The 14,475-nt window shown below is 57.5% G+C and carries 14 protein-coding genes and 4 pseudogenes; 10 read left to right on the top strand and 8 right to left on the bottom strand.

Going from position 1 to position 14,475, the window contains the following annotated elements:
• Positions 1 to 171: 171 nt before the first annotated feature.
• From RBB80_RS28405 to RBB80_RS28395, 3 genes and pseudogenes are all read left to right on the top strand, one after another.
• Positions 172 to 507: a hypothetical protein gene (locus tag RBB80_RS28405; RefSeq protein WP_433965540.1), complete on the top strand. Its 336-nt coding sequence runs from the start codon at positions 172 to 174 to the stop codon at positions 505 to 507.
• Positions 508 to 525: 18 nt separating this feature from the next.
• Positions 526 to 1,227 (top strand): annotated as a pseudogene (locus RBB80_RS28400) (protease pro-enzyme activation domain-containing protein); the annotation flags it as partial.
• Positions 1,228 to 1,298: 71 nt separating this feature from the next.
• Complete coding sequence (locus RBB80_RS28395; protein ID WP_433969934.1) at positions 1,299 to 2,153, top strand: Ig-like domain-containing protein; 855 nt, start codon at positions 1,299 to 1,301, stop codon at positions 2,151 to 2,153.
• 4 nt (positions 2,154 to 2,157) lie between these two features.
• On the opposite strand, the pseudogene ppk1 reads toward RBB80_RS28395, so the two are convergent.
• Positions 2,158 to 4,251 (bottom strand): annotated as a pseudogene (ppk1, locus tag RBB80_RS28390) (polyphosphate kinase 1); the annotation flags it as partial.
• Positions 4,252 to 4,488: 237 nt separating this feature from the next.
• On the opposite strand from ppk1, the pseudogene RBB80_RS28385 reads away from it, so the two are divergent.
• From RBB80_RS28385 to RBB80_RS28365, 5 genes and pseudogenes are all read left to right on the top strand, one after another.
• A pseudogene (locus tag RBB80_RS28385) lies at positions 4,489 to 4,698 on the top strand (RNA polymerase sigma factor); the annotation flags it as partial.
• Between the two features lie 167 nt (positions 4,699 to 4,865).
• Complete coding sequence (locus RBB80_RS28380) at positions 4,866 to 5,063, top strand: RNA polymerase sigma factor (RefSeq protein WP_433965539.1); 198 nt, start codon at positions 4,866 to 4,868, stop codon at positions 5,061 to 5,063.
• Between the two features lie 10 nt (positions 5,064 to 5,073).
• Positions 5,074 to 5,412, top strand: coding sequence for a hypothetical protein (locus tag RBB80_RS28375; RefSeq protein ID WP_433965538.1), 339 nt, complete (start codon positions 5,074 to 5,076; stop codon positions 5,410 to 5,412).
• Positions 5,409 to 5,615 (top strand): hypothetical protein, encoded by a 207-nt coding sequence (locus RBB80_RS28370; RefSeq protein ID WP_433965537.1) that lies wholly within the window; start codon positions 5,409 to 5,411, stop codon positions 5,613 to 5,615. The genes RBB80_RS28375 and RBB80_RS28370 overlap by 4 nt, the downstream gene beginning before the upstream one ends.
• A 664-nt stretch (positions 5,616 to 6,279) precedes the next feature.
• Positions 6,280 to 6,645, top strand: a complete 366-nt coding sequence (locus RBB80_RS28365) for a hypothetical protein (protein WP_433965536.1) — start codon at positions 6,280 to 6,282, stop codon at positions 6,643 to 6,645.
• A 78-nt stretch (positions 6,646 to 6,723) separates the two neighbouring features.
• On the opposite strand, the gene RBB80_RS28360 is transcribed toward RBB80_RS28365, so the two are convergent.
• The 5 genes from RBB80_RS28360 to RBB80_RS28340 all read right to left on the bottom strand — a co-directional run bounded on the left by RBB80_RS28360 (position 6,724) and on the right by RBB80_RS28340 (position 12,139).
• A complete protein-coding gene (locus tag RBB80_RS28360) occupies positions 6,724 to 7,695 on the bottom strand; it encodes a COX15/CtaA family protein (RefSeq protein ID WP_433965535.1) in 972 nt (323 codons plus the stop codon).
• Between the two features lie 76 nt (positions 7,696 to 7,771).
• Positions 7,772 to 8,623 carry a pyrroline-5-carboxylate reductase gene (gene proC, locus RBB80_RS28355; protein WP_433965534.1) on the bottom strand — a complete coding sequence of 284 codons (852 nt, stop codon included), beginning with the start codon at positions 8,621 to 8,623 and terminating at the stop codon, positions 7,772 to 7,774.
• 37 nt (positions 8,624 to 8,660) lie between these two features.
• Positions 8,661 to 10,466 (bottom strand): DUF885 domain-containing protein, encoded by a 1,806-nt coding sequence (locus RBB80_RS28350; RefSeq protein WP_433965533.1) that lies wholly within the window; start codon positions 10,464 to 10,466, stop codon positions 8,661 to 8,663.
• A 106-nt stretch (positions 10,467 to 10,572) separates the two neighbouring features.
• Complete coding sequence (locus tag RBB80_RS28345) at positions 10,573 to 11,598, bottom strand: sigma 54-interacting transcriptional regulator (protein WP_433965532.1); 1,026 nt, start codon at positions 11,596 to 11,598, stop codon at positions 10,573 to 10,575.
• Positions 11,599 to 11,713: 115 nt separating this feature from the next.
• Positions 11,714 to 12,139, bottom strand: a complete 426-nt coding sequence (locus RBB80_RS28340; RefSeq protein WP_433965531.1) for a BrxA/BrxB family bacilliredoxin — start codon at positions 12,137 to 12,139, stop codon at positions 11,714 to 11,716.
• A gap of 125 nt (positions 12,140 to 12,264) precedes the next feature.
• On the opposite strand from RBB80_RS28340, the gene RBB80_RS28335 reads away from it, so the two are divergent.
• Entirely contained in the window at positions 12,265 to 12,663 is a 399-nt protein-coding gene (locus RBB80_RS28335) for an FAD-binding protein (protein ID WP_433965530.1), read from the top strand.
• Positions 12,591 to 13,328: pseudogene (locus RBB80_RS28330) on the top strand (UDP-N-acetylmuramate dehydrogenase); the annotation flags it as partial. The gene RBB80_RS28335 and the pseudogene RBB80_RS28330, both read left to right, overlap by 73 nt.
• Here RBB80_RS28330 and RBB80_RS28325 read toward each other — a convergent pair.
• A complete protein-coding gene (locus tag RBB80_RS28325) occupies positions 13,248 to 13,436 on the bottom strand; it encodes a hypothetical protein (RefSeq protein ID WP_433965529.1) in 189 nt (62 codons plus the stop codon). The pseudogene RBB80_RS28330 and the gene RBB80_RS28325 overlap by 81 nt on opposite strands.
• A gap of 262 nt (positions 13,437 to 13,698) precedes the next feature.
• Positions 13,699 to 14,451, bottom strand: a complete 753-nt coding sequence (modA, locus tag RBB80_RS28320; RefSeq protein WP_433965528.1) for a molybdate ABC transporter substrate-binding protein — start codon at positions 14,449 to 14,451, stop codon at positions 13,699 to 13,701.
• Positions 14,452 to 14,475: the final 24 nt, after the last annotated feature.

The following is a 14,475-nucleotide window of genomic DNA, read 5'->3' as shown; positions in this document are numbered from 1 at the left end:
GCCTTGAGGGCGCGGCCTTCCCTTAATAGAACCGTCTCTGCATATTCCTGTCTTACTGACTATCTTTCGTTGACGCTCTATATAGACCACGAAAGCATCAGCCCTGTAGTCCTTGTCACAATTTATCTGCTAAGAATTTTTCTGTCTTTCTCAGCAGCAGGAAACGAAAGAATGTTTCGTATCATCCGAAAGCTGCTGCTTACTGTTCCGGCGATTGTGCTGTTGTTCGCTGCTTTTGTATCGACGTTCGCGCAGTCATCGTTTCCTACTCTGCGTTCGAGGATCTTGCAGCCCGTCGACGAAAGTCGTCGTACGACGCTCGCGAGGAACACTAACCCAATGGCTCGCTCCGAGTTCGACCAGGGTGCGATGGCCGATGCCGTCCTCCTTCGCCGCATGGTTTTGATTCTTCAGCGCGGTCCCGAGCAGGAGGTTGAGCTGCAGCGCTTGATCGATCAACCGCAGGACAAGAGCTCCTCGACTTACCATCAGTGGATCACTCCGTAGAGCTTCGGTGCAGCGTTTGGCCCGTCCGACCGGGATCTCTCCTCGATTACTACCTGGCTCTCAGGACACGGCTTCGGCGACGTTCGGGTCAACTCCGGACGTACGCTGATTGAATTCAGCGGAACGGCAGGGATGGTGCGCACAGCGTTTCACACAAACACGCACCGATACGTTGTTCGGGGCGAACAGCACGTTGCGAATGCTTCCGATCCGCAGATTCCAGTTGCACTAGCACCCGTGGTGTCGGGCATCGCGTCGCTCAACGACTTCAGACGCAGGCCTGCAGGCCGCAGGGTCGGGAGCTTCCGACATGACACCTCTACGAACCTCATGACTGGCCTGCCGGAGCAAGCTACGAGCAGGAGTCAGCCAGCCTTCACCGTTAAAAGTGGTGGCATTGCCGTCTATGGCGTGACTCCGTATGATTTCGCCACAATCTATAACGTGCTGCCACGGTGGAACGCTAGCACTCCGATTGACGGTACTGGCCAGACGATCGCCATCGTCGGACAGAGACCAACATCAATCCCGCGGACTTCGTCAACTTCCGTAAGCTCTTCAGCCTTCCACTCGGCAATACTGCGACGTCGACTGGAGCCGAGTACCTCAACATTATCTACAATGGCCCTAACCCCGGTGTCACTGCGGACGAAGGTGAGGCGGACATCGACACCCAGAGGTCGGCTGCATTCGCAAAAGGGGCGACCATCGATTATGTAGTCTCGGAAGGAACCGAGGTCTCCCAGGGGCACCGATCTGTCGGCTATCTATATCGTCGACAATAATCTTGCCTGCAGGCTCTGCTCTACAATCCAGCCAATGGTACCGTCACGCCGGTACGGCCTGGCTCCGCGTACCCCTATGGAGGATTTTTTCTTATCCGTGCAGACGTCGCGGGTGTTTCTGGACAGGGAGTGGCCACCGGCAACATCATGCTTGCCGACTCAGGTCTCGCTCTCGATGGCGGCACATTTCGACTCAACGCCGCATCGAATACCGAAGATCAGACACGGTCGCTAAGTCCAGGTGTGCATGTATTGACTGCGGCTTACTCTGGGGACGTGAGCTTTAATCCGAGCCAATCGAGGCCGTTCGCGTTTACGATCACCAAAGCCCAGACCAACAGCCTGCTTCAAGCAAACACAGGTTACGTGTCCGCGGGCGCAACGGTTACACTCACTGTTCAGATCAACGCACAAAGCTTTGCCATGAGTGGACCTGGAGGCTTCGGCGCCGTGGCTCCCGGTGGTAGGGTGACCTTCACCGCTGGTGGGGTTACGCTCGGCAACGCGGTTGTCACGCAAAATGCCTATCCTGCTTTCACCACAGACTCTGGGCTGGTGAACTTTAGTTTTCCTGCCAGTCAGCTCTCGGTTGGCAACAACACCATTACGGCCAGCTATTCGGGCGATATGAACTATCAACCGTCCACCTCCACTCCTGTCGGCGTCTACGTCACCGGCTCCTCCCTTGGCCTTAGCGCCACTGCACTCAGCTTCTTACCAATACGCTCCAATCCGGAACGCACGTCCTTCAGGTCAACTACTCCGGCGACAAAAATCATCCCGCCAGTACTTCGGCGGCCGCCACGCTCACTGTTATCGATCCAATCGGCACTTTTACTTTGTCTCCTTCGACATCAGTGACGCATTAATGAGTTGTGATCTTTTCATGTTTCGCAGCTTCGGGAACCTTCTCGTCTGCGCCCTCGGCTACCCGCATCAGATAGTTTTGTGCACTGAACGGAGTTCCCGTCTTCAGAGCCCGCTCATACTCACCATCCGACCGCAGGAGCCTTGCCTTGGTGTTATCCGCCAGATAGGCGGCAAGAATCTGCTCGCGCAGCCGCTCGTGTAGGTCCGGCTGGGTTATCGGAAATACTACCTCGCATCGTTCGATCAGATTTCGGGGCATCCAGTCCGCGCTTCCGCAGTAGACCTCTTCCTTGCCCCCGTTTGCGAAGCAGAAAATTCGACTGTGTTCGAGAAAGCGTCCCACTATGCTTCGCACTCGAATTCTCTCGCTCACACCCTTGAGGCCGGGTCTTAGGGAACACATTCCGCGAATGATCAGGTCGATCTCGACGCCAGCGTTTGAAGCTGCGTACAGGGCCTCTACTGTTCGCCGATCCAGCAGGCCGTTCATCTTAGCGATGATCGACGCAGGACGACCAGCCTTGGCATGAGCCGCCTCTCGTTCAACGAGCGCGACAAGGCCGTCGGCAAGCGTCAACGGTGCGACCAGAAGAGGCTTATAGGACTCTGATTCGGTTTCAGCGGTGAGGTAGTTGAAAACCTTCTGTACCTCGCCCGTTAACTCCGGCTTCGAAGTCAGAAGGCTGATATCGGTGTAAAAACGCGCTGTGACAGGATTATAGTTCCCGGTCCCCAGGTGCACGTACCGCCGTACCACGCCATCGGGATCGCGCCGCACCAGCAGAGACAACTTGCAGTGGGTCTTCAAACCGAAGATGCCGTGAAACACACCGACACCTGCGTCCTCCAGTTCTCGTGCCCAGCGGATGTTCGAGTCTTCGTCAAAGCGCGCCATCAGCTCCACGACGACGGTCACCTCTTTACTCTGTCCGGCGTCGGTAAGAGCAGTAAAGATAGGCGAGTCTTTGCTTGTGCGATAGAGTGTCTGCTTCATTGAGATCACACAGGGATCCTGCGCCCCGGCCTCGATGAACTCCTCTACGGTTTTGTAAGAATCGAAAGGATGATGCAACATCACATCCCGTTTCCGCAGTTCGTCGAAGATATCGGTGGACTTTGCGCTCAGTTTGAACTCTTTCGCAGCGAATGCTGGATACTTCAGTTGGGGCCGCTTCACTTCGGAGTAAAGATTCATCAGGCGCGAAAGATTCACGGGCCCGTCGGTCCTGAAGACCTGCTCCGGCTCGAGTTCGAAGTTGATCCGCAAACGCTCGACCATCTCTTCGACCGCGGAGCTTTCAATCTCCATCCGAACGGCGTCGCCCTTGCGCCGATTATGTAACTCCGCACGAACACTCTCCAGAACAGAGCGTGACTCCTCCTCTTGCATATAGAGATTACTATTACGCGTGACGCGAAATGCTGACCGAGACAGTACCTCGTACCCACGAAACATCCGCTCTACTTGAGACTCGACGAGCTCATGCAAAAGAATGAAGTCACAGCTTCCGTCCGCGCTCTTAAGTGGGACCAGCCGCGGGAGGGCGCGAGGAACGGTCACCACTCCCAGGGCCGTCGAAGCCTTCAAGCCACGTCGCTTATGTCTCAGCAGAAGACCGATGCAGAGCGCCTTGTTTAGCACTCGCGGAAAGGGGTGAGAAGGATCGATGGTCACAGGGGTCAGTAGAGGATCGACCTCATCGTCGTAGAATTCCAACGCCTGTTTCCGTGCCGCATCGCTCAGCTGACTCCACCGCAGTACACGAATCTTTGCCACCTGCATCGCTGGTAACAGTTGTTCATTCCAGCACCGATATTGAGCCACTACGAATTGATGAATTCGCTCCATCAAGCCATCAAGCCGTTCCTGCGGGGTGAGCCCGCCCTCGTCTGGTGGCTGCGCGAGATTGTAACCATCCTCGATCCGCTGAAGGAAACCAGCGACCCTGATCTCCACGAACTCATCTAGGTTGCTGGCAGTGATTGCCAGGAATTTCACTCGTTCCAGCAGCGGGTTGGTCTCGTCCTGCGCCTCTTCGAGTACACGCTGGTTGAAACGCATCCAGGACTCGTCGCGGCTGAAAAAAGATTCTCGACCACCTTCCCGACGGCTTTTCTGGCACTGGCAGAGCTTCCGGCAGTTCGCTTCGTAGAAGTCATAGAGGTCTAAAAGATTACCCCAATGGTATGAATCCAAAGTATAAAGAACCGAGAAATATCGACGGTTGCCCCCCGATGGTCACCGCATCCGCTGCAAATTAAAGTAAAAAAACAAATCCGTGACTGTCATAAAATATTCAATCGCTTGATCCGTCTACACCTATAGATGAGTCAGACTCCGGGCAATTGGACCATTATCGAGCAGGACCAACTCATCTCTCAGGCGCTTGAGAGAGACAGGCCCAGGCTGCGGAGCTTCATCCGTAAACATGTCGCCGACACTGGCGAAGCGGAGGACATCCTTCAAGACGTCTTCTATGAACTTCTTGAGGCCTATCGCCTAATGAAGCCCGTAGAGCATGTGACTGCGTGGCTCTTTCGTGTGGCCCGCAATCGGATGATCGATCTCTTCCGTAGAAAAAGCCTGCCTCGCTCAACAGCCCGGCGTCCGTCGAAGAGGATGGAGACACGCTCGAAGACCTGCTCCCTTCGGTCGACGCGGGACCCGAAGCGGCCTATGCCAGGAATTTACTCCTCGATGCATTGGAAGAAGCTCTTGAAGAGCTGCCCCGGGCGCAGCGGGAAGTTTTCATCGCTCATGAGTTGCAGGGCCGAAGCTTCAAGGAGATATCTGTCGAAACTGGCCTCAGCGTCAACACTCTGCTTTCGAGGAAACACTATGCCGTCACGCATCTGCGCCAAAGACTGCAGTTGATATACGAAGATTTCGCCAAGAAATAAGGAGTTATATATGGGTCATCATCCAGCAGTCAAAGTGGTAAAAATCGCATTATTTGCCGTAGTTGCCAGCGCAGCGCTCGGCTTCCTGGTCAAGAGCTTGTGGAATGTCCTTATGCCGCCGATCTTTGGATGGCACATGATTACCTTTTGGCAGGGCCTCGGCCTGTTTTTGCTTAGCAAAATTCTATTTGGAGGCTTTCACCGGCATGGCGGGGGAGGCCGCGCTCGTTGGAGACAGCGCATGAAAGATCGCTGGGATCACATGACACCCGAGGATCGCGAAAAGTTTCGTAAAGGTATGCGTTGCGGCCGTGCGCCCTTCGCTTCACACGCGGAGACACAGATATGAACGAGATCGACACAAGTCGCACCGACACTGGAGAGGATGCGGAGCCTGGCGGGCATAACAACGCGTCTTCCTCCATGTACAGTCGAAAGTCCGCAGCCCACTTCAAGGACCGTCTTGGCGAACTTGAGATGGAGAACGCTCGACTCCATCGCTTGGTCGCAGAGCTTTTGATCAAAAACCAGCAACTCCGCAGACCGGACTAGATGGTACGAATTCGCGAGACCGCGTTCCTCGCCGAAGTGTGGAGGCGTGATGAATGATGCCGTCGATCTCGGCTGTCCTGAAAAGGACAGCACAATTTTTTCGCGTCCTCATACCCCTCAACCGCACCATGCGCGCGGTCTCTTCCGGTGTCAGTAAAATCGGCTTGATCCCTTGGCTTCGTGTGCTGCAACCATCTCTAGACTTCCGCTGATAGCCAGGTGGCTTGGAAAAATACGCGGTTGCACACAATCACATCCATCGTCATCTGCTTCGCCATAACGCTCCCTCATCTATCCCAAAAATCAGCCAATGCTCGCGTTGATTCTTCCAAGAAAAATTAACGACGTCAGTGCTACCGCGTTTCAGACATTCACTTTCGGCTTCGAATGTCTGTATAGTTTTAAGAAAGATCGCATTTACGCAGCCGTTCAAGACGGGTCTATCGGATGTTTGAACAGATCACCTCTCGAACGTTGCAAATATGCAACAGCGATTTTTCAGCCACCGTGACTCGATCAGCGTGCCTTATCGACACCCTCTGGCTTTATCCGATTCGCCTCACCGGGTGGGTCCGAGAGCGAGATGCCGTGTCGCTTATGAATCGCTTTTCCTGAATCAATACTCTATCCCGTAAAGGGTTTATTCGAACCTAAAAGGAGAAATATGCAAGTTAGAAAACTAGGATTCATCATTCTGGCGTCCGCGCTCGCGGTGTCCACTTCAGCCAGCTTCGCCCTCGCTCAGGATAGCGCCGGACACGACCTGAAGGCTGCCGGAACTGACACCAAAGACGCCACCAAAGATACGGGCCACGCCATCGCTACCGGATCCAAAAAGACCGCCACCGGCACCAAGAAGGTCTTTCACAAGACCGTCAGCGGGACCAAGACAGCGGCCGATAAGACCGCCGACGGAACCAAGGCCGTGGGTAAGGATGTTGGTCACGGCACCAAGGTTGCGGCGAAGGACACAGCCCACGGAACCGAGAAAGTGGGCGATAAGATCGCAGGCAAACCTACTCCGCAGTAGGCTTCGTCTGAGGATAGCTATCTCTTCGAGCCTCTGCCTCGTCGGCGGGGGCTCGAGAGGTAAGGCTCAACTTGCTGTCTAAATTCTGCTCGAAGTCTGTTTCGGCCACGCTACCATCGTCGCCAGCACTACCAGAGCCACCCAATAGAGATCCGCTCCCAGCAGATGCAGGATCTGCATCCACACCGGCGCCAGCAGCAGAACATCCGCTAGCCCAAGCGCGAACTGGAAGCCGAGAAGACATAGGACAACCCCGGCGATACGACCCGCACCCGCGCGCCTGGCCTGTCCCACCAACCACAGCACGAATGCCGCTGCAATCACAGCGCTGACCGGGTGTACGCCACGCAATCGCAAGAGCCAAGGCGAGCCCGCTGCAAAGTCCTGGGCGAACGCCGCCCGCAGTGAGGAAGCAGGGAACAACGTATCTCCTAACGCTGCGAGCGACCCACTGACCCCGACGACCAGTGTCGCGCCAAGCCCCAGCAATGACCACATTTTTCTCGCTCCGCTCACCTTGAACTCGGCCCATCTCTGTCCCGTCCCCAACAGCCGCGCGGTAAGCGTCAATGCGGCGAGCAGCAGGAGAGTGTTACTGAGATGAATGGAGAGCACCACCACTCGTCCCATGGACTGGTTGCCGGTCACATAGCCAAGCTTGACCAGCAACGCACCCAGGAACGCCTCGTTCAGCAGCAATACCATGGACACGACAGCCAGCGTTCGTGCTGCCTGTCCCTTCACGGTTCCACGGAACGTCCAGATCAGTAGCCCGATGACAAGAAAAGTAGAACCGCCTGTCATGCATCGATGCGTGAACTCAATGACGGTGTCGATGCGCGGCGACAAAGGAATCACCTGTCCATTGCAGAGCGGCCAGTGGTTTCCGCACCCGGCACCCGAACCCGTAGCCCGCACCAGCGCACCCCAAAGGATCACCAGCACGTTATAGCCGACCACAGCCCACGCAAAACGCACCAGCGCTCGAGACACTTCAAGCCTCGTCGTTGTCGAACCGTCCGGCACCTTTACTGCCCCAGCCGTAGCCATATCGTTATTCTACGCAGCATTTGATGCCGCCGTTTCGAAGCGTGGCGCTGCGCTTGTTTGCAAGAAGGAGTTGGGACTACCCGTTCGCTAACTCCTTCGCCCGCTGGGTCGCTCGCTTCACCGCCTTGATCAGGGTCACGCGGAGACCACCCTCTTCGAGCTCCAGAATGCCATCCACGGTACACCCAGCAGGCGTCGTCACGGCGTCCTTGAGTAGTGCAGGATGGTATCCGGTCTCGAGCACCATCCTCGCCGATCCCAGAGTCGTCTGCGCGGCCAGCAGAGTAGCTACATCGCGCGGCAGTCCTACGTTCACGCCGGCTTCGGCAAGGGCCTCGATGATGATGTAGAGGAACGCCGGCCCCGAACCTGAAAGCCCGGTCACCGCATCCATGTGCTTTTCATCGACGACAACAGTCCGGCCAACCGTCTGGAAGATCTTCTGCGCCATTGCCATCTGTTCTGCCGAGACGAACCGCCCGCAGCAGAGCGCCGTAATACCCGCAGCCAGCATCGCCGGAGTGTTTGGCATTGCGCGGATTACAGCAAGTTCGCATCCCGCGCCATCCTCGATACTGCGGGTCTTTACCGAAGCCGCAAACGACAGCACCGTCTTTTTCGGAGTCAGCGCAGGCCTGATCTCCTCGATCAACGCGGGCACCTGTGTGGGCTTTACTCCAAGCAGAATCACATCTGCCTGTTGCGCTGCGGCAAGGTTGTCGGTCGTCACCTCGACGCCGAACTGCGCCGACAACGCCTGCGCTCGCTCCGCGTGTTGCACCGTGGCAAAGATCTGCTCCGTTGCCAGCAGATTGTTCTTCAAGAAGGCCTGCAGCAGAATGCCGCCCATCTTACCTGCGCCCAATACCGCTACCCGCAGCCCCGGCATCACCGGAGCCGGAACCACTACTTCATAGCTCTCGCTCATCTCCAAAGGCTATCAGAGAGCACTTTTTCTATGCATCCTACTTTTTCTGCGCGGCAATCCACGCATCGACGCGCTGCTCCAGCACATCCATCGGAAGCGCACCCGAGTCGAGCACCTGATCATGAAACGCCTTGATATCGAACTTCGGACCCAGCGCCGTCTTAGCGCGCTCCCGCAGTTCGAGGATCTTCAGCTGTCCCATCTTGTAGCCCAACGCCTGCGCCGGCCACGCGATGTATCGATCGGTTTCAGCCTGGATGTTGGTCTCGTCGATCGCCGAGTGATCGTGGAAGTAATCGACCATCTGCTGCCGCGTCCAGTGTTGAGAGTGCACTCCGGTATCCACGACCAACCGGATCGCGCGCCAGATATCCGCCTCCAGCCGGCCATAGTCGCTGTAGGGATCCTTGTAGAACCCGACATCCTTGCCAAGCCGTTCGCTGTACAGACCCCAGCCTTCGGTATACGCCGTGTAGTAGGTGTACTTTCGAAACTCTGGAATTCCGGTGAGCTCCTGCGCAATCGAGATCTGCAGATGGTGCCCTGGAACCCCCTCGTGATACGAGACCGCTTCAACCGGGGCCAGCGAGCGCTCGGCGAAGTTGTACTCATTCACATAAACCCGGCCCGGTCGGCTTCCATCAGGCGTGCCGTTGTCGTAGTACGCAGCCGATTGATCTTTTTCCATGTACGCTGGTACAGGAACAATCTCCAGCGGAGCCTTCGGCAGCCGTCCGAACAGCTCCGGCAGCTTCGGTTTCATCCCGGCGATGTATCCCTTGTAGTCATCGATCAGGGCGTCGGCCGAGACAGGGTGTTCTTTCGGATTGGACTTCAGCGCGGCACTAAAGCTCTTGATATCGGTGAAGCCAAGGCCCTTCACAATCGCCAGCATCTCTGCCTCGTCGCGCTTCACCTCGTCCAGCCCAATCTGATGGATCTCAGAGGCGGACTTGCTCAACGTGGTGCTCTGTCGAATGCGAAACGCATAGTAAGCATCTCCGTCCGGCAACGCTGAAGCCCCAATCTCCTTGCGCGATTTGGGAATGTACTCAGCCTTCAGGAATCCGGCAAAGCGTTTGTACGAGGGAAGTACGTCGGTAGAGATCGCATCGATCGTCTCGGCCGAAATCCGCTTCTGCTCAGCCGCGCCCACTGACTTCGGGAATTTCCTAAGCGGCTGGGCAAACGGACTCTCCTCCGGCTTTTGATTTGCCAGCGCCTGGGTCTGCACCAGCACCTTCTCCATCAGGTACTGCACCTGCACCCGGCCTTCGTCCGCGCCCAACTGCATGTTCGTCATAATCTGCGAAAAAGCATTCGGAACTTTTTTGAGCCGCGTAATATAGTCGTCGTAGTCTTTGACCGAGTCGAACTGCAACCGGTTCGGAAGCTGCGGAAGCTCGGTGTGGAAACCATAAAACTGATTGACTGGCATCTGCCACTCTTTGAACTTTGCAGCCTCCTGCTCTTCGATCAACTGACGCAACATCAGATCCGCCGACAGTTTTTCCTGGTCTGTAAGCCCGGTCGTATCGATCTCCGAGAGCTTCTGAATGTAGGCGCGTCCGCGTGCCAGCGCAGTGTTCAACGCCTGGGTCGAGTAGTCCGTCAACTGATCGTTGTAGCGTTTGTCTCCGATTGAGGAAGCAAACTCGGGCGAGCGCTTCAGCCGGTCCTCCCAGATCTGCGTGAAGAGTATGGATAAGGCTTTGCTCTGCGCCGCAACCGAGTTGGCGGCTGGCGCCGCAGCTGTCAACTGCCCCTGCACCGTCTTCGGCGCTACGCTCAAGCAGCAAACAAGTATCCACCCACCCGCACGACCCAGCCACAATCTCGTCATATCTGTCCTCAACCCTGACCTTCAGTCTATCGTGGCAAGCAGAGCATCTGCACTCCGTCTGCCACTTCTACTGAAGCGCTTTTCACAGCAATACCCAAGGTGAGGCTTATTGCAAAACCGCCGAAGCGGAGGCATCCAGCATCCTGTAGAGCGTTGAGCGGCTGATCCCCAGCATCTCCGCCGCTCGCACTTTGTTGCCTCCGCAGTCCTTCAGCACGCGCAGCACATGCTGCTCGATCACATCCTGCAGCCGCGCATTTTCTGCCGTCCCCTCTGTCACGGACTTCGGCGTACTCTCTTCAGCCAGCGCAGGCAGATGATGCGATTCGAGCACGTCGCCCTCAACTCGCGAAAGGCTGCTCCGCACAATACCTTTCAGCTCGCGTACGTTCCCCGGCCAGTCGTACCGCTGCATGCGCTCCATCGCTTGGTCAGACACGGCGGGCACCTTTCTCTTGTAAAGCGGTGCAAGCTGAGACATAAAATATTTCGTCAGATCCGGAATATCGTCTCTACGCGCCCGCAGCGGTGGCAGGGTAATCTCCACCATGGCAAACCGTTGGTAGAGCTCCTGCTGAAACCGTCCAGCGGAACCTAATATCTTCAGGTTTTCGCTCGTTGCCGCAATCATCCGGAGACCGGACCGTAGGTCGTGCCTGCGGGTCTCCGGTTGATTCTGCGTCGAGTCCTGCCGTCGCAGAAGGCGTAGCAGACGAAGCTGTGTCTGCATCGGCATCTCGTGGATTCCATCGAGAAAGAGCGTTCCTCGCCGCGCCATCCTGGTCAGACAGCTGATTGCATCCGAGGCGTCCCCACCCCAATCGTCCTCTTGTAGGCGTCGTCCCGCAACCGCTTCTTCAAGAGCGGCTCCATGGCAGACCACAAACGGACCGTCGGCAGCGTGGCTCATTCCATGCAGCGCACGAGCGACCTGTTCCTTCCCGGTCCCCGTCTCGCCATGGACCAGCACCGTTCGAAAGTGCGGGCCGATCCGCCGCACCTGCAACCGCAGCCGCCGCATCTCCGCGCTCGAGCCCACGATCTCGAGATCATTCCCCTCGGGCCAGGGCTCTTCGACTAGCCCAAGAGAAGGATCAAGGAAGATGGAAGAATCAGAACGTGTGATCGACATGGCTGTTTCTTACATCGGCAAAATCCGCCTTACGTTCAGCCCGAAGACGCGAAAAACCGGAGAGCGCCCAGTGCAGCAGCAAGTCTCCGGCCCTAGATTTGAACAGGTTGATGGATTAAGCAGTCGTTGGCGCGCAGTAGGTATCGAACGCACGCTGCAGCTCCTGGGCAATCGCCGGAGCGGTCGAGGTCTCGATCGCCGAACGCTGCATCAGGTATACGAGCTGGCCGTCGCGCAGAATCGCAATCGCTGGTGAGGTCGGCGGATGTCCACCGAAGTAACTGCGTGCCTTCTCAGTCGCTTCGCGGTCCTGCCCTGCAAATACCGTCACGGAGTGATCCGGCTTCGCGCTATGCTGCATCGCCAGACGAACTCCTGGACGCATCTTGCCGGCTGCACAACCGCAGATGGAATTGACCACCACCATCGTCGTTCCCGGCTTTGCGACTGCCGCATCCACCTCGGCCGCACTGCGGACCTCCGTCAACCCAGCGCGCGTCAACTCCTCGCGCATCGGAATCACCATAATCTCTGGATACATAACACTCTCCCTTTAACCCATTTTGCTCGCGGGTAAAAGCCGCGCTTCTCTCGATTGTACGGTCTCTCCCCTGGCCGCGCCAGCTTGCCGTTGCCCGAACCAGCCGGTGTTGTACTCTCTAACCCGTGCCCTCTTCAAAACTCGACGTCCAGGAGAATGTCCCGCTCGCCCCCTACACCACCCTCCGCATTGGCGGTCCGGCGCGTTTTTTCTGCGAAGTAACCACCGAAACCGAGCTTCTCGAAGCCGTCCTCTTCGCTCGCGAACGTAATCTTCCCCTTTTCGTTCTGGGCGGAGGCAGCAACCTGCTCGTGGGCGAAAGCGGTTTCGGCGGCCTCGTCCTGCACATGGCCATCGCCACTCCAATGCTAGCCAGTGCCGTCGGAGACTCCTCGAAGTCACAGCCGCCGCCGGCGCCGACTGGAACGCCTTCGTCCTCGAACTCTGCGAGCAGGGAATCAGCGGCGTCGAGTGCCTCGCCGGCATCCCCGGCACCGTCGGCGGTACCCCCGTCCAGAACGTAGGAGCCTACGGTCAGGAGGTCGCCAGCACAATCACCCAGGTCCGCGTCCTCGATCTCGAAGCTCTCGAGTTCACCGCCCTCGGCCACGAGCAATGCCGATTCGCCTACCGCAGCAGTATCTTCAACACCACGCATCGCAACCGGTACATCGTCACCCAGGTAACCTTTCGCTTCAACAGCGCCGCAACCCCAAACCTCACCTACGCTGATCTACAAAGACACTTCGCCAACACCGCCAGCCCACCGACACCCATCGACATCTACCACGCCGTCCGCGAGATTCGCCACGGCAAAGGCATGTTGATCGTCGAAGGCGAAGCCGACTGCCGCAGCGCAGGCTCGTTCTTCAAAAATCCCATCGTTCCAGAGTCTCTTCTGCACGACATCGCGAAGACGCTGGATCTCTCCGCCGATGAGATCCCCCATTGGTCCGCCGGCAAGGACCGCATCAAACTCCCCGCCGCGTGGCTCCTCGAACGCGCGGGCTTCCCGAAAGGTTTTCATCTCGGCGAGGCCGGCATCTCTTCCCGCCACACCCTTGCCCTGATCAACCGCGGCCACGCCACCTTCGCCGATATCGCAGCGCTACGCGATACTATCCAGCGTGAAGTCGCTCGCCGCTTCAATATTCAGCTTGAACAAGAGCCAGTCCAGTTGGGGCTCTAAGACGATCCCACCCGCAGCTGGCCCATGTCCTGAAGCGATCCACCATGCCAGCGGCAGCGCTACCACCAGCAGAATCGCCGTCGTTCCCACCGCCAGCCGCAACGTCAACCATAACGCCTCAAAATCCATACAGCGCCAGTCTATGACAAGCTGTCCTGCCCGACGGGCCTCCTGCGCGGAGGGCGGTCACTTCGTGACTTGTATACCTTGTTGTTGCGGTGAGTGAAGGGCATTAATCCTCCCGTTGGTCGGAGGGAAAGACTGTGCCGACCAGCGGGAGGCCCTATACAGCCAATCCTACTTAGACCGGTACACGCGTCACGAAGTGACCGCTCTCCGCGCAGGAGGCCCGTCCGGCAGGACAGCTTTCCTACTGCACCGGGCCCAGACCCATCTGCGGAAGTTCTCCTTGGATCGCCGGAGAGAGCAGCCAGTTCAAAAAGATGTGCGCCTCTGCCTTGTGTTCGGACTTTGCCAGGATCACCGCGCACTGGCGTACCGCCGGGTACTGCGAGGTGGGCACCAGAACGTAGGTCCCGATCTCCCTGAAGTGTTCAGTACTAGCCGCGGTCAACGAGATCAGCCCCAGCTGCGCATTGCCGGACTCCACAAACTGCGCCGTCTGCGAGATATTCTCTCCTACTACAAAGCGCGGAGCCACCTTCTCGTAAAGCTTCATATTTCGCAGCGCCACGGCCGCCGCCAGACCGTAAGGCGCATGCAACTCATTCGCTACGGCAATGGTCTTCACCCGCGGATCGGTCAGCCGGTCCAGACTAAGCGGCAACAGGCCGGAGTCCTTCCGGGTCCATAACACCAGCGTGCCCTTCGCGTAAGCCGTCGGTTCGCCTCCATCCGCCAGCCCGGCAATCACGACCTTCTCTGGAAACACATAATCGGCCGCGAGGAAGATATCAAACGGAGCGCCATTCAGGATCTGTGTCACCAACGTCGCCGACGACCCAAAGCTAACCACCAGCTTCACGCCCTTTGCCTTTTCGTACTCCTGCGCCAGCACCGGCATCACCGGCTGCAGATCCGCCGCCGCCGCCACCCGAAGCTCCTTCTGCCCCCAGGCACTTTGACCGTCCAGCAGCCCGCCCAGACACACAACAAGGCACATCAGGGCCGCAGACGCACTTCGACC

Origin of the sequence: Tunturiibacter gelidiferens (genome assembly GCF_051013345.1) — a bacterium.
Classification (GTDB): domain Bacteria; phylum Acidobacteriota; class Terriglobia; order Terriglobales; family Acidobacteriaceae; genus Edaphobacter; species Edaphobacter gelidiferens_A.
Note: the sequence above shows the minus strand (reverse complement) of the source record. Positions and strands in the feature narration are given on the sequence as shown.